Source organism: Halomonas cibimaris (genome assembly GCF_055379665.1).
The window spans coordinates 1,985,882-2,005,339 of record NZ_AP043828.1 but is presented as its reverse complement, the minus strand read 5'-3'; the positions used below and the strand labels follow the sequence as shown (position 1 = coordinate 2,005,339).

14 protein-coding genes are annotated in these 19,458 nt (G+C 63.3%); 9 read left to right on the top strand and 5 right to left on the bottom strand.

All coding sequences use genetic code 11. The features are described 5' to 3' along the window. The first annotated feature begins 55 nt into the window (after positions 1–55). Complete coding sequence (epmB, locus tag ACZ415_RS09280) at positions 56–1,081, top strand: EF-P beta-lysylation protein EpmB (RefSeq protein WP_344702149.1); 1,026 nt, start codon at positions 56–58, stop codon at positions 1,079–1,081. A 99-nt stretch (positions 1,082–1,180) separates the two neighbouring features. On the opposite strand, the gene leuA is transcribed toward epmB, so the two are convergent. Then, complete coding sequence (leuA, locus tag ACZ415_RS09275) at positions 1,181–2,887, bottom strand: 2-isopropylmalate synthase (RefSeq protein WP_344702151.1); 1,707 nt, start codon at positions 2,885–2,887, stop codon at positions 1,181–1,183. Between the two features lie 682 nt (positions 2,888–3,569). On the opposite strand from leuA, the gene ACZ415_RS09270 reads away from it, so the two are divergent. Genes ACZ415_RS09270 through ACZ415_RS09245 form a run of 6 tightly spaced genes read left to right on the top strand, consistent with a single transcriptional unit; the run spans position 3,570 to position 9,393 of the window. After that, on the top strand, positions 3,570–6,407 hold the full coding sequence (locus ACZ415_RS09270) for a monovalent cation/H+ antiporter subunit A (protein WP_344702153.1): 2,838 nt from the start codon (positions 3,570–3,572) through the stop codon (positions 6,405–6,407). Then, the gene (locus ACZ415_RS09265) at positions 6,407–6,739 is read left to right on the top strand and encodes a Na+/H+ antiporter subunit C (protein WP_344702155.1); all 333 of its coding nucleotides are present in this window, start codon (positions 6,407–6,409) and stop codon (positions 6,737–6,739) included. The genes ACZ415_RS09270 and ACZ415_RS09265 overlap by 1 nt, the downstream gene beginning before the upstream one ends. After that, complete coding sequence (locus tag ACZ415_RS09260; protein WP_344702157.1) at positions 6,736–8,253, top strand: monovalent cation/H+ antiporter subunit D; 1,518 nt, start codon at positions 6,736–6,738, stop codon at positions 8,251–8,253. The genes ACZ415_RS09265 and ACZ415_RS09260 overlap by 4 nt, the downstream gene beginning before the upstream one ends. Then, positions 8,250–8,747, top strand: a complete 498-nt coding sequence (locus ACZ415_RS09255; protein WP_344702159.1) for a Na+/H+ antiporter subunit E — start codon at positions 8,250–8,252, stop codon at positions 8,745–8,747. Before ACZ415_RS09260 ends, ACZ415_RS09255 begins: the two co-directional genes overlap by 4 nt. Next, positions 8,741–9,010, top strand: a complete 270-nt coding sequence (locus ACZ415_RS09250; protein WP_344702161.1) for a K+/H+ antiporter subunit F — start codon at positions 8,741–8,743, stop codon at positions 9,008–9,010. The genes ACZ415_RS09255 and ACZ415_RS09250 overlap by 7 nt, the downstream gene beginning before the upstream one ends. Beyond that, positions 9,007–9,393, top strand: coding sequence for a Na+/H+ antiporter subunit G (locus ACZ415_RS09245; RefSeq protein ID WP_344702163.1), 387 nt, complete (start codon positions 9,007–9,009; stop codon positions 9,391–9,393). The genes ACZ415_RS09250 and ACZ415_RS09245 overlap by 4 nt, the downstream gene beginning before the upstream one ends. Here the strand turns inward: ACZ415_RS09245 and serB are convergent. From serB to parE, 3 genes are read right to left on the bottom strand one after another with little or no spacing between them, the layout of a single operon-like run. After that, on the bottom strand, positions 9,390–10,346 hold the full coding sequence (gene serB, locus ACZ415_RS09240; RefSeq protein WP_344702165.1) for a phosphoserine phosphatase SerB: 957 nt from the start codon (positions 10,344–10,346) through the stop codon (positions 9,390–9,392). The genes ACZ415_RS09245 and serB overlap by 4 nt on opposite strands. A gap of 4 nt (positions 10,347–10,350) precedes the next feature. After that, a complete protein-coding gene (gene parC, locus ACZ415_RS09235; protein WP_344702167.1) occupies positions 10,351–12,624 on the bottom strand; it encodes a DNA topoisomerase IV subunit A in 2,274 nt (757 codons plus the stop codon). 37 nt (positions 12,625–12,661) lie between these two features. Beyond that, on the bottom strand, positions 12,662–14,557 hold the full coding sequence (gene parE, locus ACZ415_RS09230; protein ID WP_344702169.1) for a DNA topoisomerase IV subunit B: 1,896 nt from the start codon (positions 14,555–14,557) through the stop codon (positions 12,662–12,664). A 304-nt stretch (positions 14,558–14,861) separates the two neighbouring features. Here parE and ACZ415_RS09225 point away from each other — a divergent pair, with 304 nt between their 5' ends. Then, positions 14,862–16,058: an IS4 family transposase gene (locus ACZ415_RS09225; RefSeq protein ID WP_344702171.1), complete on the top strand. Its 1,197-nt coding sequence runs from the start codon at positions 14,862–14,864 to the stop codon at positions 16,056–16,058. A 172-nt stretch (positions 16,059–16,230) separates the two neighbouring features. Further along, on the top strand, positions 16,231–17,700 hold the full coding sequence (locus ACZ415_RS09220) for an NCS1 family nucleobase:cation symporter-1 (RefSeq protein ID WP_344702173.1): 1,470 nt from the start codon (positions 16,231–16,233) through the stop codon (positions 17,698–17,700). Between the two features lie 53 nt (positions 17,701–17,753). On the opposite strand, the gene pgi is transcribed toward ACZ415_RS09220, so the two are convergent. Beyond that, positions 17,754–19,454 (bottom strand): glucose-6-phosphate isomerase, encoded by a 1,701-nt coding sequence (gene pgi, locus ACZ415_RS09215; protein WP_344702174.1) that lies wholly within the window; start codon positions 19,452–19,454, stop codon positions 17,754–17,756. Positions 19,455–19,458: the final 4 nt, after the last annotated feature.

Sequence of the window (19,458 nt, the reverse complement as noted above, 5' to 3'; positions counted from 1 at the left end):
GCGTCAGCGCGATTGCCTGACCGGCGTTTGCATGATAACCCGAAGGAGGGATTTTTTGCAGGACAACACCTTGATTGCCCACGAAAGCGCCGAGGCTTTGGCGGCGAGCAGCACCTGGCAGCGCCAGCTTTCTCAGGCCGTGCGCGACCCCGCCGAGCTGTGCCGCCGGCTTGCGCTGGATGACGCCTGGCTGGCCGGCGCCGGGGCCGGGGATGCGCTGTTTGCAACCTGCGTGCCCGAGGCGTTTTTATCCCGCATGGCGCCCGGCAACCCGGGTGATCCGCTGCTGCGCCAGGTGCTGCCCCTGGGCGAAGAAGCGCGCGCCGCGCCGGGCTTTGTCACCGATCCGCTGGCAGAAGCCGAGCAGCGCCCGGCCCAAGGGCTGATCCATAAATACCGCGGCCGCGCGCTGCTGATTGCAAGCCCTACCTGCGCGGTGAACTGCCGCTACTGCTTTCGCCGGCATTTTCCCTATGCCGATAACGCCCCGTCCCGGGCCCAGTGGCAGGATGCGCTGGATTATCTGCGCGAAGACGCCTCCATCCGCGAGGCGATTTTCTCCGGCGGCGATCCGCTGGCGGCCAATGACAAACAGCTTGCGTGGCTGGTGGGCGAACTGGAAAGCATCCGCCACATCAAGCGGCTGCGGATTCACACCCGCCTGCCGGTGGTCATCCCCGACCGCGTCGACGACGCCCTGCTCGGCTGGCTTGGCAGCACCCGGCTGCAAACCGTAATGGTGCTGCACATCAACCATGCCAAAGAAATCGACAGTGCGGTGATCGACGCCTGCGCCCGGCTGCAGCGCGCCGGGGTGACGCTTTTGAACCAGAGCGTGCTGCTGCGCGGAGTCAACGACAGCGTGGCCGCCCTGGAAGCGCTCTCTGAGCGTTTGTTCGACGCGCGCATTCTGCCCTACTACCTGCACGTGCTCGATCCGGTGGCCGGAGCGGCGCACTTTGACGTCAGCGACAACGAGGCCCGCGAACTCGTGGATAAACTGCGCGAGCGCCTGCCGGGCTTTTTAATGCCCAGGCTGGTGCGCGAGATCCCCGGCGAGCCCAGCAAAACGCCGCTGTAGCCCGCAGGCAAACAGCAGTAGCCAACTACACGGTAAACATACAAAAACCGGCGCCCGCTAACGAGCACCGGTTGATATGGCAGGCCCGGCGAGTCTGAGCTACACCAGGGTTTCCGCGGTAACGTTGGCCGCCGGCGCGCTGGTCGAGCGGTGGCGGTTGATGGCGCTGAGCACGCCCTTCATCGAAGCGCTGGTGATGCTTTCATCAATGCCCACGCCGAACACGGCGCTGCCGCCCACGCGCACTTCCACATAGGCCACGGCCTCGGCGTCGGTGCCCTGCCCCCGGGAGTGCTCGTGATAGTCGATGATTTCCACCTCGTGGCCGGCACCGGCCAGGGCATGCACGAAGGCGGCCAGCGGGCCGTTGCCTTCGCCGGCCAGGGTCTTGCGCTCGCCGTCAAGGTCCACCGTGGCCTGCAGCGTGACCCGGGGGCTGTCCGGCTCGGAGGCCATGCTGTGGCTGGCCAGCGCAAACGGCGCGCTGCGCTCCAGGTATTCGTCGCTGAAGGCCTGGTAGATCATCTGGGAAGTGATCTCGCGGCCGGTGCGCTCGGCGACTTCCTGCACCACCTGGCTGAACTCCATGGACAGCCGGCGCGGCAGCACCACGCCGTGCTCCTCTTCCAGCAGGTAGGACACCCCGCCCTTGCCCGACTGGCTGTTGACGCGGATCACCGCCTCGTAGCTGCGGCCCACGTCCAGCGGGTCGATGGGCAGGTACGGCACTTCCCAGACGGCGTCGGGGTTGGCCCGGCGTTCGGCCATGCCCTTCTTGATCGCGTCCTGGTGGGAGCCGGAAAACGCGGTAAACACCAGATCGCCCACGTAGGGGTGGCGCGGGTGCACCGGCAGCTGGTTGCAGTGCTCCACTTCGCGCATGATCGGCGTAATATTGGAAAAATCCAGCCCCGGGTGCACGCCCTGGGTGTACATGTTCATGGCCACGGTGACCAGATCCACGTTGCCGGTGCGCTCGCCGTTGCCGAACAGCGTGCCTTCCACCCGGTCGGCGCCGGCCATCAGGCCAAGTTCGGCGGCGGCAATGCCGGTGCCGCGGTCGTTGTGCGGGTGCAGGCTGATAATAAGCGCGTCGCGGTTTTTCACCTCGCGGCAGAACCACTCGATCTGGTCGGCGTAGTGGTTGGGCGTGGCGCACTCCACCGTGGCCGGCAGGTTGACGATCATACGCTGGGCCGTGGTCGGCCGGTATTCGTCCATGACCGCCTCGACGATTTCCACGGCAAAATCCAGCTCCGTGGTGGTGAAAAGTTCCGGCGAGTACTGAAACGTCCAGTTCGTTTCCGGCGCGGCGTTCATGGCATCGCGGATCTGGCGGGTCGCCTGCCGGGCGATCTTGACGCAGTTTTCCTTGTCGACGTTGAACACCACGCGACGAAACACCGGATCGGTGGCGTTATACACGTGGACGATGGCGCTTTTCGCGCCCTTGAGCGCCTCAAAGGTGCGCTCGATCAGATGCGGGCGCGCCGGGGTGAGGACCTGGATGGTCACGTCGTCAGGCACCTTGCCCTCGTCGATCAGCGAGCGCACGAAGTCAAAGTCGGTCTGCGAAGCCGAGGGAAACCCCACCTCGATTTCCTTGAAGCCGATTTTGACCAGCGTATCGAACAGCCGCTGCTTGCGCTCGTGATCCATGGGGTCAATCAGCGACTGGTTGCCGTCGCGCAGATCGACGCTTGTCCAGATGGGCGGGTGCTCAATGCGCCGGGACGGCCACCGGCGATCCGGCAGGTCGACGGCGACGAACGGGCGGTATTTTTGCGCGGGATCAGACAACATCATGGCGGCTCTCCTGGAAGAAAAACAAACGAAAAACGGCACCGCAAGTATAGCCGGTGCGGGCGAGTGTCCACGCAAAACGCCTCTTCAACGCGAAGGCTGAAGAGGCGTTAAGGCGTGCATTTGCCTGCGCGACGCTTTCGGCAAGGGCGGATACAGCGGCTGCAGCGCGCCGCCAAAAGGCGTGGGCTGCTTTTTTACGGCGCGTGCAGGAAGACGTACTCGGACAGGGGTGCAACGTTTTGAACTCCATGACGATTTTACCTTGTAACCACCAACGACAGTGCGTGTAAACAGTGCGTGTAAACAGTGCGTGTAAAAAGCGCACGCGGCGCGGCCCGCCTCCGATATCGTCAGAGACGAGCGCGCAGTAGTCGTAGGTCCAGTAAGATAGGCGTCATGGCAGTGTGCATATCCTTAGACAATCAGCCCCGGCAGATTTTGTCAACGCCTGTGGCCCGCGGCTGTCCGCGGCTCGGGCGTTCGCCCCGTGCAGAACAAACCCTGCGCCTAAAATTCCCCAAACGTAGCTCAGCTGATACGCTTAAGGGTTTGCGCCATAAAGCCGCTGACAAGGCCCTTTGGCTCTGTCACTAACGTCAGGTTATCGATCTATGTCATCTATTCCATGTCACCACGCCCTATACCCGGCCGCCACGATGATACTTAACCGCTGGATTACCTCATGACACTGCTATGGATCGCTTTACTGCCGCTTGCCGGCGTGCTGGCGCCTGTGCTCACCGCGCGCTACGGGCGTACGGCCTGCACGCTTGCCACTGCCCTTCTACCCGCCCTTGCACTTGCCTTGACGCTTTTACAGGTGCCCGCGCTTGCCGACGGTGAGTCGCTGCGCTTTAGTGCAAGCTGGCTGCCCCAGCTGGGGCTTGATCTGGCGCTGCGGCTGGACGGCTTGACGCTTTTGTTCAACCTGCTGATTTTAGGCATTGGGCTGTTGATTTTGCTTTACGCCCATTTCTACCTTGATCAGAACGAGCCGTTCGGGCGCTTTTACGCCTTTATGGTGCTGTTCATGGCGTCCATGGTGGGCATCGCCATGGCCGACAATCTGATTTTGCTGTGGCTTTACTGGGAGCTCACCAGCCTGGCGTCTTTTCTGCTGATCGGCTTTTGGACCACCCAGAGCGCGGCGCGCAAAGGCGCGCGCATGGCGCTGACGGTAACCGGCGCCGGCGGGCTTGCCCTGCTTGCCGGGGTGCTGCTGCTGGGACATATTGCCGGCAGTTTCGACATGAACGTAGTGCTCAGCCGTGGGGCGGTCATCACCGCCGACCCGCGCTATCCGGCCATGCTGGTGCTGGTGCTGCTGGGCGCGTTTACCAAATCGGCGCAGTTCCCCTTCCAGTTCTGGCTGCCCCACGCCATGGCCGCGCCCACGCCGGTGTCGGCGTACCTGCACTCGGCCACCATGGTAAAAGCCGGCATATTTCTCATGGCGCGGCTGCACCCGGCCATCGGTGATGACGCGCTGTGGACCGTGCTGGTCTCGCTCACCGGTGCCGTCACCTTGCTATACGGGGCCTGGTTTGCCCTGTTCAAAACCGATCTCAAGGGCATTCTGGCGTTTTCTACCGTAAGCCATCTGGGGCTTGTCACCATGCTGCTGGGCATCGGCAGTCCCATGGCGATCCTTGCCGCGCTGTTTCACATCGTCAACCACGCCACTTTCAAAGCGGCGCTGTTCATGAGCGCGGGGATTATCGACCACGAAACCGGCACCCGAGAGCTCAAGCGCCTGGGCGGGCTGCGCACCACCATGCCGGTAATGGCGGTGCTGACGTCGGTGGCCGCCGCGGCCATGGCGGGCGTGCCGCTGCTCAACGGCTTTCTCTCCAAGGAAATGCTCTTTGCCGAGGCGCTCAACACGCCGGTTCTCGCCGGGCTGAGCTGGCTTATGCCGGTGCTGGCCACCCTGGGCGGGGTGCTTTCGGTGGCGTATTCGCTGCGCCTGGCCTGGGCGGTGTTTTTCAAACCCCCGCGCAAGATGCCGCCCAAACCGCCCCACGAGCCGCCGCGGCTGATGCGCGTGCCTGTGGAGTTTTTGGTGGCGCTGTGCGTGCTGGTGGGGATTTTTCCGTCGTTTTTCGCCGGCGGCCTGCTGGATTTGGCTACCCGGGCGGTGCTGCTTGAGCCGCTGAATTTCCATCTGGCCGTGTGGCACGGCTTCAATCTGCCCCTGGCGATGAGCGCGGTGGCGCTGGCCGGCGGCGGGCTGATGTACTGGCGTCACGACGACATGCGCCGTTTTCTTGGCCAGTTTGGCAGCCTGGACGCACGCTTTGTATTCGAACGCGGGATACTGGCCTGCAAGCACGGCTCAGAGCGCACGCTTGACTGGCTGGAAGGCCATTCTTTGCAGCGCTATATGGCGTTTCTGCTGCTGTCCGCGGTGGTCGGCGGGGTCATCGGGCTGGCAAAAATTGCCCCGCTGACCGGCGCGCTTGGCAACCAGCCGGTGGACGGCGTGGTGCTGTTTGGCGCGGCCATGCTGATCTTTGGCGGCATCGCCACCGCCGCGACCCATCGCTTCCGGCTGATTTCGCTTTTGATGCTGTCCATTGTCGGGCTGTTTGTGGCGCTGACGTTTGCTCGCTTCTCGGCGCCGGATCTGGCCTTGACCCAGCTGTCGGTAGAAGTGGTCACCATGATTCTGCTGATGCTGGCGCTGTTTTTTCTGCCCCAGCGCACCCCGCGTGATTCAACCCCGATGCGCAACGTCCGCGATATTCTGCTGGCAAGCGCTTTGGGGCTGGTGGTGGCGAGCCTCAACTACGCGGTGCTGACCCGGGCTACGGCATCGATTTCTGATTTTTTCCTCCACAACAGCGTGCCCGGCGGAGGCGGCCACAACGCGGTCAACGTGATTCTGGTGGATTTCCGCGGCTTCGATACCCTGGGCGAAATTACCGTGCTGGCGCTGGCCGGGCTTGCGATTTTCAAGCTGCTCAACCGCCTGCGGCTGTTCATGCCCCACAGCGACGTGGAAGGCCGGCTGTGGTCGCCGGATCGCTACCCGCCGATTCTCACCTCCATTGCCATGACGCTGCTGCCGCTGGCGCTGCTGGTCTCTGCGTTTATCTTTCTGCGCGGCCACAACCAGCCCGGCGGGGGCTTTATTGCCGGACTGGTAACCGCCGTGGCGCTGATTTTGATCTACATCGCGCGCGGCGTGGACTGGGCCCAGCACCGTCTGGACTTCCCCTTCCAGCCCGTCGCGGTGATCGGCGTTGCCACGGCAACGTTGACCGGGCTTGGCAGCTGGGCCTTTGGCCAGCCGTTTCTCACCTCGGCGTTCGGCCACTTTTCGCTGCCGCTGATCGGCGGGTTCGAGCTGGCCACAGCGCTGCTGTTTGATCTTGGGGTGTATCTGGCCGTGGTCGGCGCCACGCTGATGATTCTGGCCAATCTGGGCAAGGTCACCACGCCCTATCGCCCGGTGCCCGATGCCCCGGCACGACATACCGATGCCACCACGCCCGCCCAGGGCAAGGAGGATTCCTGATGGAAGCGCTGTACGCCATTGCCACCGGCATTCTCACCGCCTGTGGCCTTTATTTGACCCTGCGCGGACGCACCTTTCCCGTGGTGGTGGGGCTGACGCTGCTTTCCTATGCGGTCAACCTGTTTCTTTTTTCCATGGGCGGGCTGACAACGCACGGCGCGGTGATTATCAACGGGGCCAAAGACTATGCCGACCCCCTGCCCCAGGCGCTGGTGCTCACCGCGATCGTCATCGGTTTTGCCATGACCGCCTTTGTGGTCATTCTGGCCATGCGGGCGCGCAGCGAAGTGGGTAACGACCACGTTGACGGTAAAAAGGACGATCACGAATGACCCAGCATCTGATTATTCTGCCCGTGGTGCTGCCGCTGGTGGCGGGGATACTCTTGCTCTACAAGCGTTTGGGCCGGGTAAGCCAGGTCAAGCGCCTCATTAGCGTGGCGGCCACGGCGGCGCTTGTGCTGGTATCCGCCATGCTGCTCTACCGGGCAGCCACGGACGGGGTGACCTATTACGCGCTGGGCAGCTGGCAGCCGCCCTTTGGCATCGTGCTGGTACTTGACCGCCTTTCGGCGCTGATGGTGGCGACCACCTCTGTGCTTGCCCTGGGTGCTGTGGTGTATTCCTGCGGCGGCGACGATGAAAAGGGCAGCAATTTCCACGGCCTTTTCCAGTGGCAGCTGATGGGCCTGAACGGCGCCTTTTTAACCGGGGATCTGTTCAACCTGTTTGTGTTTTTCGAGGTGCTGCTGCTGGCCTCTTACGCGCTGCTGCTCCACGGCGGCGGCAAGGCCAAGATTCAGGCAAGCGTGCACTATGTGGTGCTCAACCTGGCCGGCTCGTCGCTTTTCCTTATTGCCGTGGGCCTTCTCTACGGCGCCACGGGCACGCTCAACATGGCTGATATGGCGCTGCGCATAGCCGAGCTGCCCGCCGAGCGCGAAGGGCTGGTCACCGCCGGCGCGCTAATGCTGCTGGTGGTGTTCGGGCTAAAGGCGGCCATGCTGCCGCTGTATTTCTGGCTGCCGCGCGCCTACGGCTACGCGCCGGCGCCGGTGGCGGCGCTGTTTACCATCATGACCAAGGTGGGCATTTACGCCATTCTGCGCGTGTATACGCTGATCTTCAGCGAGCAGGCCGGCGGGCTTGCCGCCCTGGAGCAGCCCTGGGTCTGGTGGCTGGGCCTGGGCACGCTGGTGGTGGCCGCCATGGGCGTGCTTGCCACCCGGGACTTGCGCTTGATGGTGGCCTATCTGGTGCTCATCTCGGTCGGCACGCTGCTGGCCGGCGTGGGCATGAGTACGCCAGAGGCCGTTTCTGCCCTGCTGTACTACTTGGTCCACACCACCCTGGTCACCGGCGGGCTGTTTTTGCTGGCCGCGATGATCGGCACCCAGCGCGGCAAAGCCGGCACCCGGCTGGTCAAGGGCCGGCCCATGGCGGCCGGCGGCGGACTGGCCCTGCTGTTTTTCATCGGCGGGGTAACCGTGGCCGGCATTCCTCCGCTCTCCGGCGCGCTGGGCAAGGCGCTTTTGCTCAACGCCGCCGAAGGCAGTGAGCGGCTGTGGCTGTGGCCGCTTTTGCTGCTGGCGGGGCTTGCCTCTCTGGTGGCACTTTCCCGCGCCGGGTCGACGTTTTTCTGGGCCAGCCACCGCGGCACGCCCGGCGGCGAGGCTCTGCACCGAGCCCAGTGGGCCGGCGTTATCCTGCTGGTGGCCGTCGCGCCGGTGGTGCTGGTGGCGTTTGCCGGGCCGGTAAGCGACTACACCCGGGCCGCCGCCCAGCAGCTGGCCAATCCCGACGTTCTTATTCATACGCTGCTGCCCGCCACAGGAGATCGCCCATGATCCGGTCACGCCGCTTTCTACCTACGCCTTTTCTCTCTATGCTTTTGCTGGTCGTCTGGCTGCTGCTGACGCGCAGCATCGCTTTGGGGCACATACTGCTGGGCGGCGGGCTGGCCGTGGTGATTCCGCTGGTGTGTTATCGCTTCATGGATCGCCGGCCGCATATTCAAAAGCCCTGGCGGCTGCTGCGCTTTGTGCTGCGGGTACTGGGCGATATCGTCGTTGCCAACTTCCAGGTCGCCTATCTGATCATCAACCCGTGGCGCAAGATGCGCCCGCACTTTGTGGAATACCCGCTGATGCTGGAAGAGCGCTTTACCATCACCCTGCTGGCCAGCACCATCAGCCTGACGCCGGGGACGGTGTCGGCCAACCTGCGCCTGGACGGCAAGTCGCTTTTGATCCATGCCCTTGACATCGACGATCCGGAGGCCCTGGTGGCACAGATTCGCACGCGCTACGAAGCACCGCTCAAGGAGATCTACGAATGCTGAGCATCGCGCTTCCCGTTACGCTGGCGCTGGTGATCATGGCCCTGCTGATGAACCTGTATCGGCTGGCGGTGGGGCCAAGCCTGCCCGATCGCGTGCTGGCGCTGGACACCATGTACGTCAACTCCATTGCGCTGATCGTCCTGCTTGGGCTGTGGCTGGACAGCAAAACGTACTTTGAGTCGGCGCTTTTGATCGCCATGCTGGGTTTTGTCAGCACCGTGGCGGTTTGCAAGTACATTCTGCGCGGAGACATCATCGAATGAGCACTCTGGTCGAATTTACCGCATCTTTGCTGCTGGTCGCCGGCGGCGTGTTCGCCTTTATCGGCTCGCTGGGCATGGCGCACCTTCGGGATTTCTACATGCGCCTGCACGGCCCGACCAAGGCCACCACAATCGGCATCGGCTGCATGCTGATGGCCTCGATGCTGTATTTCTGGCATCGCCACGGCGCACCGGACGTTCAAGAAATGCTGATTACGCTGTTTTTGTTTATCACAGCCCCGGTCAGCGCCCACCTGCTGGCCAAAACCGGGCTGCACATGAAGCTTGAACGCGCCGATAAAACCCGAGGCGAGCCGCTTGAGCTGCGCGACGAAGAAGTCGGCGACAACCCCGTACCGCACCCGGGCAAAGGCGACAGCTAACCGGCCGGCGTATCCGCCCGCTCCGCGCAACCGTGGCCCATAAGAAACAGCACGGCGTCCAGCCCCAGCGTTGTGATCGACTGGCGGGCCTGTTGGCGCACCAGCGGCTTGGCACGAAAGGCAATGCCAAGCCCGGCACGGGCGAGCATTTCCAGATCGTTGGCGCCGTCGCCCACGGCCACGGTCTGGCTTAGCTTGAGATCGTGGCGCGCGGCGACCTCCTGGAGCAGCTCAGCCTTGCGCGCCGCGTCTACAATCGGCTCGCGCACCTCACCGGTCACCCGGCCGTCTGCGATGATCAGCTCGTTGGCGTGCACCTCATCAAAGCCGAAGCGCTTTTGCAGGTGCCGGGCAAAGTAGCTAAAGCCGCCGGAGATAATCGCTGTGCGGTAGCCGTAGCGCGCAAGGCCTTCCATCAGCGTCTCCAGCCCGTCCATCAGCGGCAGGGTAGCGGCAATGTCTTCAAGCACTGCCTCATCCAGCCCTTCAAGCCGGGCCATGCGCGCGCGAAAGCTCTGCTGAAAATCCAGCTCGCCGCGCATCGCACGCTCGGTAATGGCCGCCACTTCATCGCCTACCCCGTGGCGGCGTGCCAGCTCGTCGATGACTTCGGTCTTGATCAGCGTGGAGTCCATGTCAAAGCACACCAGTCGGCGGTGCCCGCGCCATTCGTCCGCCGCCTGGATGGCGATGTCGACGCCCTCTTCGCGACCCAGCGCCAGCGCCTCTTCCCGCAGCGCCTCTACGTCCACGCGGCCGCCGGCAAGCGCCGGCCCGCTAAGCTCAACGGCGAGGCAGGCGGCGCGGCCCGGGGCGGCGGCGGTGTCATGGCGTAGCCAGCGGTGCGCCGAGGCGTATAGCGCGTAGCGGCTGACCAGCGTGTCTACTCGGGCCATCAGCGCCTCGGGCAGCGACTCGCCCAGCAGCGTTAACACCAGTGCATTACGGTTCATGGGGTTATCCTTTGGGTTGATCGGCTGGCTGGCGCTGCAGGCGGTCGACGCGCTGCAGGCCTCGGGGCAGTTTGTTGCCGCGCCGGCCGCGCTCGCCGCGGTAGTAGTCAAGATCGGCGGGCTTGAGCGTGAGCTTGCGCTTGCCGGCATAGGCAACAAGGGCGTCACCTTCGGTGAGCACGGCGATATCGCGGACGAACTCTTCTCGGCTGGCCGCCCGGGCAGCGGGAATATCGAGCATCTTGTTGCCCTTGCCCCGGGTCATCTCCGGCAGCTGGTCGAGCGCAAACAGCAAAAGCCGCCCTTCGTTGGAAACCGCTGCCACCCAGCACGGCGCCTCGCTTGCCGGCAGCGCCACCGGCGCCAGCACGCTACAGCCCTTGGGCAGCGTCAGCGCGGCCTTGCCGGCTTTGCTTTTACTGGTCAAACGCTCAAGCTCGGTGATAAAACCGTAGCCGCCGTCCGAGGCCAGCAAAAAACGCTGCGCCGGCGGCGCCAGCAGCACGCCGGCCATCTGTGCACCGGCGGCCACGTTGACCCGGCCGGTCACCGGCTCGCCCTGGCCCCGGGCGCTGGGCAAATTGTGTGCGGCCAGCGTATAGGCGCGCCCGGTGTCGTCCAGCAGCACCAGCGGCTGGTTGGTCTTGCCCCGTGCGGCCAGGGCAAAGCGGTCGCCGGCCTTGTAGGAAAGCCCCGCCGGGTCGATCTCGTGGCCCTTGGCGGCGCGGATCCAGCCTTTCTCGGACAGCACCACGGTGATCGGATCAGCACCGAGCAGCTCCACCTCGGAAAGCGCCCGGGCTTCCTTGCGCTCCACCAGCGGCGAGCGGCGCGCATCGCCGTGCTCTTTACCTGCCGCCCGGAGCTCTTTTTCCATCAGGGTGGTCAGTCTGGCCTCGCTGCCCAAAAGCCCTTCAAGGCGCTTGCGCTCTTTGTCCAGCTCGTCTTGCTCGCCGCGAATCTTCATCTCTTCGAGCTTGGCCAAATGGCGCAGGCGCAGCTCTAAAATCGCCTCGGCCTGGGGCTCGGAAAGCCGGAACGCGGCGATCAGCGCCGGCTTGGGCGCATCCTCTTCGCGGATAATGCGAATCACTTCGTCCAGGTTGAGAAAGGCAGCCAGCAGCCCTTCCAGCAGGTGCAGGCGGTCATTTACCTTGGACAGTCGGTGCTCCAGCCGACGGCGCACCGTGGCCCGGCGAAACGCAAGCCACTGGCCCAAAATCTCCGGCAGCGCCATCACCTGGGGGCGACCGTCCAGGCCGATGACGTTGAAATTGACGCGGACGTTTTTTTCCAGATCCGTGGTGGCAAACAGATGCGCCATCAGCGCCTCGACGTCCACTCGGGCCGAGCGCGGCTCGATCACCAGCCGCGTGGGCTCTTCGTGGGTGGACTCGTCGCGCAGGTCGGCGACCATGGGCAGCTTTTTGGCCTGCATCTGAGAGGCAATCTGCTCCAGCACCCGGGCCCCGCTGACCTGATAGGGCAGCGCGGTAACCACGATGCTGGCATCTTCCCGCGCAAAGCGCGCACGCATTTTCACCGAGCCGCGCCCGGCCTCGTAAAGCTTGGCCAGCTCCGCCCGCGGGGTGATGATTTCCGCCTCGGTGGGAAAATCCGGCGCCGGCAGGTAGTCCAGCAGGTCTGCGGTGGTCGCCTCGGGGTGGCGCAGCAGATGGCAGGTCGCCTCGACCACCTCAGACACGTTGTGCGGCGGGATATCCGTGGCCATACCCACGGCGATGCCGGTGCCGCCGTTCAATAGAATGTGCGGCAGCCGCGCGGGCAGCACGTCCGGCTCTTGCATGGTGCCGTCGAAGTTGGGCGACCAGTCCACGGTGCCCTGGCCAAGCTCGGCGAGCAGCACCTCGGCGAACTTCGACAGCTTGGCCTCGGTGTAGCGCATGGCGGCGAACGATTTGGGATCGTCCGGGCTGCCCCAGTTGCCCTGGCCGTCCACCAGCGGATAGCGGTAGGAAAACGGCTGGGCCATCAGCACCATGGCTTCGTAGCAGGCGCTGTCGCCGTGGGGATGAAACTTGCCCAGCACGTCGCCCACGGTGCGCGCGGATTTCTTGTGCTTGGCGCTGGCCGACAGCGCAAGCTCGCGCATGGCGTAGACAATGCGGCGCTGTACGGGCTTGAGCCCGTCGCCGATGTGGGGCAGCGCACGGTCGAGAATGACGTACATCGAGTAGTCAAGGTAGGCTTTTTCAGTGTAGTCACGCAGAGAAAGGCGCTCGACGCTGCCTTCCGCCACGGCAATATCCATGCTCATTAATACGCCTCTTGTCGTAACCGGTCATCGCCGGTGCTTATACGTTGACCTCGGCGAGGTTGCCGTAGTGTTCCAGCCAGTGTTTGCGGTCGGCGGCGCGCTTTTTGGCCAGCAGCATGTCCAGCATCTGTTCGCTGCCGTCGCCGTCGCTGCGGGTCAGCTGCACCAGCCGGCGGGTGTCCGGCGCCATGGTGGTTTCACGCAGCTGCAGCGGGCTCATCTCGCCGAGCCCCTTGAAGCGCTGGACGTTGGGCGTGCCGCGCTTTTTTGCCAGTCGCTTTACAATGGCGTCTTTCTCGCTTTCGTCCAGGGCGTAGTGCACTTCCTTGCCCAGATCGATGCGATAAAGCGGCGGCATGGCCACAAAGATATGGCCGGCGTCCACCAAACTGGGAAAATGGCGCACAAACAGCGCGCACAAAAGCGTGGCGATGTGCAGGCCGTCGGAGTCGGCGTCGGCGAGAATGCAGATCTTGTGGTAGCGCAGCCGTTCCAGATTGGCGCTGCCGGGATCGGCGCCGATGGCCACGGCGATATCGTGGACCTCCTGGGAGGCGTAGATCTCGTGGGAATCGACTTCCCAGGTGTTCAAAATCTTGCCGCGCAGCGGCAAGATCGCCTGGGTTTCGCGGTGGCGCGCCTGCTTGGCGCTGCCCCCGGCGCTGTCGCCTTCCACCAGAAACAGCTCGCTCTGGGCCGGGTCCTGGCCGGAACAGTCCGCCAGCTTGCCGGGCAGCGCCGGGCCCGAGGTAACCTTTTTGCGCACCACCTTTTTGGCCTTTTTCTGCCGGCGCTGGGCGGCACTGATCACAAGCTCGGCAAGCGCTTCGCCGTCGGCGACGTGGTGATTGAGCCACAGCGAAAAGGCATCTTTCACCACGCCGGCTACAAACGTCGAGACGGCCCGCGAGGACAGCCGCTCTTTGGTCTGGCCGGCAAACTGCGGGTCGAGCATCTTGATCGAGAGCACAAACGCCGCCCGCTCCCACAGATCGTCAGCGGTGAGCTTGATGCCCCGGGGCAGAAGGCTTCTGAACTCGCAGAACTCGCGCAGCGCATCCAAAAGCCCTGAGCGAAAGCCGTTGATGTGGGTCCCGCCAAGCGGGGTAGGAATCAGGTTGACGTAGGATTCCGCCAGGGCCTCGCCGCCTTCGGGCAGCCACTGAATGGCCCAGTCAACGCCGTGGTCGCTGTCGCTGAAGCGGCCCAGAAACGGCTCGGCGGGCAGCACGTCATAGCCGTCGGTGGCCTCCACCAGGTAGTCACGCAGGCCGTCAGCGTACTGCCAGCGGCTTTGGGTGCCGTCCGGCTCGATAAGCGTGACCTCAAGCCCGGGGCACAGCACGGCCTTGGCGCGCAGCAGGTGCTTCATCCGCCCGACGGCGAATTTGGGGCTGTCGAAGTAGCTTTCGTCGGGCCAGAAACGCAGCAGCGTGCCCCGGGCGCGCTTGGGTGCTTTGCCCGCCACCGCCAGCTCCTCGACTTTGTGGCCGAAGGCAAAGGCCATGGCGTGGCGCGCCCCGTCGCGGGTGACTTCCACCTCCAGCCGGCGCGACAGGGCGTTGACCACCGATACCCCAACGCCGTGCAGCCCGCCGGAAAAGCGGTAGCTGGAAGCCGAAAACTTTCCCCCGGAATGCAGCTTGGTCAAAATCAGCTCGACCCCTGACACGCCGTGTTCAGGGTGAATGTCAATGGGCATCCCGCGACCGTTGTCAGCGACTTCAATGCCGCCATCTGCCAGCAGTGCCACCCTGATTTTTTGAGCATAGCCGGCCAGCGCTTCGTCAACGCTGTTGTCGATGACCTCCTGGGCCATGTGATTGGGTCGGGACGTGTCGGTATACATGCCGGGGCGCTTGCGTACCGGATCGAGCCCGGAGAGGACTTCGATGGCGCTGGCGCCGTACTGAGAGGCATCAAACTGAGACATGTGGCACGGGTTTCCTGAAAAGTGAAGCTGGCTGCCGGCGCATACGGCACTTGCCCGCCGAAAGCAGCGAAAAAACGCAGCGCACCCGCCGGTCAGGACCAGACGGATACTATAGCGCCCAGAGGGTAACGCAAAAGAATAAAGCTGTATATTCGAACAGATCAAAAAGCGCGACTAAAGTGCGATTTACGCCTGAGGGATCCCCATGAATTGGGTAGTAAAATCAGCACGATAGGATTGAAAAGGCCTGCATGAGTCATGCATGTTGTAAGTTACGACACACAACAACATGCGACGGAGACCCATGCAGGCCCCTCGATTCTTGCATAACTTACTGACATCTTCACTCCCCGTCATCCATGCCAAGCGGCTACAGGCCGTACTCGATACCGTTGGCGCGCTGCTGGGCGAGCGACGGCTGGGATTAACGGCTATTGGTCGTGCTTTGCCGTGCTCGACGGATGCCAAGCACGCCATTAAACGAGTCGATCGTTTATTGGGCAATTCCCACCTGCATCAAGAAAGGCCACTAATCTATTGGCGCATGGCATCGCTGCTGATTGGCCATACAACGCGCCCCCTGATTCTGGTGGACTGGTCGCCGATTGATGATCGCGGCCGACATTTCCTGCTGCGTGCGGCGGTGCCCTTCGCCGGACGATCGCTGCCCATCTTCGAGAAGGTTCACCACAAGGAAGGATGCCCACACTGTGAAGCCTATCTGCTGGATGCGCTAACAAAGATCCTGCCCGACGACGCCACGCCAATCCTGGTGACCGATGCCGGCTTCCGTAATCCGTGGTTTCGGGCCGTTGAAGCGCGCGGCTGGTATATCGTTGGACGAGTCCGTCAGCCGACCCGTTACCAGGCGTCAGGCGACGCATGGCAACCCGTGAAGACCTTGTTTCAACACGCGACATCGGAACCGCGCGCATTAGGCCCCGTCCGGATCGCCGAAAACCATCCGTTCCACACCCAGATGGTGCTCTATCATCAATCGCCACGGGGACGTAAACATCGCAATAAACAAGGCCGGGTCTCTCAGGATGGCGGAAGCCGAACGATCGCGCGGCGTCAGCAGGAGCCCTGGGTGCTGGTCAGCAACCTGCCGGACCGCTCAACGCTGGCCAACAAGGTCGTAACGATCTATCGACAGCGCATGCAGATCGAGGAAGGCTTTCGCGATGTGAAAAGTCCCTTGTTCGGTCTGGGTTTCGGCATGCAACAGTCTCGCCAGGGCAAGCGTATCGAGATCCTGTTGCTAATCGCCATGCTGGCGAACGTGGCCATGATGGTGGCCGGCTTGGATGTCCGAGCCCGGGGGCAACAGCAACGCTACCAGAGCAACAGTATCCGGCACCGAAGCGTGCTCTCCGTGTGGCGCCTGGGACTGGAGTATCTTCGACGTCATCAGCCTGGGGCCGTGCCCTGGCCTACCTGGACTACCCTCCGAGCGCAACTTCGCGAGGAAGTCAGGGAGCAGAGCTTATGCGGCGAGTAGCAACATATTCGTGGGGATCCCTCAGGATTTACGCTCAATTGCGCGCGCAGAATCCGACTGTCAGAATCCGTTTTGTATACAAAGACGCGGAAAGGCACGGCGTGGCCCTTTCGCGCTCAGATGACATTTCGTAAAAACAACACCAATACTACCAACAGGCGCGAATTGCCCCATGGCTGACATTTCTGATGAAGAGCTGGAAATCACGCACAGCTCCGGTTTGCTCTACAACGAAGACCTGGCGCCGGTCAAAAAGGCGTCACGCACCTGGGGCTGGTTTGAAATCTTCAACGTCTGGTCCAACGACATTCAAAGCCTTTTCGGCTATACCCTGGCAGCGTCGCTGTTTATTTCCTACGGGCTGAACGGCTGGCTGGTCATGGCCGCCATTATTCTGGCCGGCTGCGTAGTGATGGTGCTGGTCAATCTTTCGGGCAAGCCCAGCGTCAAGTACGGCGTGCCTTTCCCCGTGCTCATTCGCGCCAGCATGGGGGTCTTCGGCGCTAACTTTCCCGCCATGCTGCGTGCCATTACCGGCATCTTCTGGTACGGCGTGCAAACCTATTTTGCCTCCACCGCGCTGGCCCTGCTGATCACTGCCCTGTTCGGCGACCCCGGCGGCCGGTGGCTGGGCATGTCCGGCGTTGACTGGCTGTCTTTTGCGCTGGTGTGGGTGTTCCAGGTCATGCTGTTTTGGCAGGGCATCGAACGGATCAAGCACTTTCTCAACTGGGCCGGGCCGCTGGTCTATGTGGTGATGGTGGCGCTGATGATCATCATCTGGTATCAGGCGGGCAGCGATTTGTTGCCGGCGATCGACACCATTTTCAGCGGCTCAAGCGACTTCAAGGGCAGCCCGGCCAACGCCTTTCTGGCCATCACCGGCACCATGATTGCCTACTTTGCCGCTGTGGTGATCAACTTTGGCGATTTCACGCGCTTTGTCAAAAGCGAACGGCAGATGAAGATCGGCAACCTGGTGGGGCTGCCGCTCAACGTGGCTTTCTTTTCGTTTATCGCTTTGATCATCACCGCCGGCACGCTTGCGCTGTTCGGCGAGACCATGACCAACCCGTCCGATATCATCGCCCACGTGGACTCCCTGCCGCTGACCATCATTGCCGCCATTACCTTCTTTGCCGCAACGGTAGGCATCAATCTGGTCGCCAACTTTATTCCGCCGGCCTATGATCTGGCCAACCTTTTCCCCAGCAAAATCAGCTTTCGCACCGGCGGGCTGATTACCGCCTGCGTGGCCTTTGTGGTCGGCGGCCTGTGGGTGGCGCTGATCAGCAATATCGGCATTGCCGGCTTTGTCAACGCCATTGGCGCCATCGTCGCCCCCTTCTACGGCATCATCGTGGTGGACTACTACCTGCTACGCCGGCAAAAGCTCAATATCCAGGACATGTTCTCGCGCGATCCCGACGGGGCCTACTACTACATCAAAGGCTGGAACAAGCGCGCCATCATGGCGTTTGCGCTGGCCGCCATTTTCTCTGTTTCCTCTGTGTGGGTGCCGGCCCTTGAAGCGCTGGGCGGTTACGCCTGGCTGATCGGCGCAGCGCTGGGCGGCTTTTTCTACCATCTGCTGATGCTGGGCAAGCGCCCGTCCATCGAGCAGCAGGCACGCGCCCGCTAAGCTCACCCCGGCCGACCCACGCCGGGGCAGCCCGCCCCGCTCCCTGCCCCGCCCTAGCCGGCGGGGTTTTTCCGGCCAAGCTGCCAGAACGCCTCCATCAGCCCCCGGGTGGAGGGGTCCATGCCGTCAGGCGCGGCGTCGCCTTCAAGAATGCGCTGCGTTTGTCCGGCAATCTGCTTGCCAAGCTCCACGCCCCACTGATCGAAGGGATTGATATCCCAGATCGTTGCCTGAACGAATACCTTGTGCTCGTACAGGGCGATCAGCGAACCCAGCGTTTCCGGCGTCAGCCGATCCAGCAGCACCGTAGTAGAGGGCTGATTGCCGCGATAGCGCTTGTGCGCCGGACGCGGAGCGTCGTCGGCGATGGCTTCGTCGCCCAGCATCAAAAGCCTGGACTGGGCAAAGCAGTTGGCCAGGGTCAAACGGTGCTGGGACTGGAGCAGCCGGCGGGTGTCGGGGTCGCTGACGCCGTCATAGCGGGAAAGCGGCGCGATAAAATCGCACACCACCGGCTGGGTGCCCTGATGCAGCAGCTGATAAAAAGCGTGCTGGGCGTTGGGCCCCAGCTGGCCCCAGAGCACCGGACAGGTGGAGTAGCCGGCAGACGCGCCGTCCCGCGTGACGGATTTGCCGTTGGACTCCATTTCCAGCTGTTCCAGATAGGCGGAAAAATACTCCAGCCGGCCATCGTAGGGCAAAATCGAGTGGGCGCGAATATCCAGAAAGTTCACGTTCCAGATACCGGCAAGGGCCAGCATCACCGGGGCGTTATCGGCAAGCGGGGCGCTGGCAAAGTGCTCGTCCAGGGCGTGCGCCCCGGCCAGCAGGCGGCGAAAGTTGGCCATGCCGATCACCAGCGCAATGGGCAGCCCGATCGTCCCCCAAAGCGAGTAGCGCCCGCCGACCCACTCCCAAAAGCGCAGCTGGTGCGCCGGGGCGATGCCCCAGTCGGTCATTTTTTCGGGGCTGGCAGAAACGCCGATAAAATGCTGGCGAATCACCAGCTCCGGGCGGATCGACGTAGCGCCCTTGCGCGCCAGCCGCGAAAGCAGCCAGTCCCGCGCGGTGCCGGCGTTGGACAGCGTATCCACAGTGGTAAACGACTTCGACGAGAGCACAAACAGCGTGGTTTCCGGGTCCAGCCGGCCAAGATAGTCGGCCAGCTGGGAGCCGTCCATGGTCGAGGCAAAGTGCACCTTCAGCGGATGGATATCGTCAGGGCGAAAATCCGCCAGCGCGTGGGCCACCATCTGCGGGCCCAGGTCCGAGCCGCCCACCCCGAGATTGATCACCCGCTTAATCGGCTTGCCGGTCGCTCCTCGCCACTGGCCGGCGTGCAGCCGCTTGACCAGGGTCTCCATCTGCGCAAGGCTTTGATGCACTGCGGCCACCACGTCCTCGCCGTCAACGCTGAGCGTGGCATCCGCCGGCAGGCGCAGCGCGGTGTGCAGCGCCGGGCGATCTTCGCTTTGGTTAACCCGCCGGCCGCTCAAAAGCCCGTCGATGGCATCGGCAACCCCGGCCTGCCGGGCCAGCGCCAGCAGCTGCGCAAGCGTCGGCTCGTCCCAGCGCTGCTTGGACAGATCCAGCGTCAGCCCGGCCACCCGGCGGCTGAAATGCGCAAAGCGTTTGCCCTGGCAATCACGGGCAAACAGCGTTTTCAAGTGTGTTGCCCGGTGGCGTTCGGCGTGGCGCAAAAGTGCCTGCCAGGCCGGCAGCGTATCGGGCGTGGTAGGTTCAGCGTTGGCCATCTGG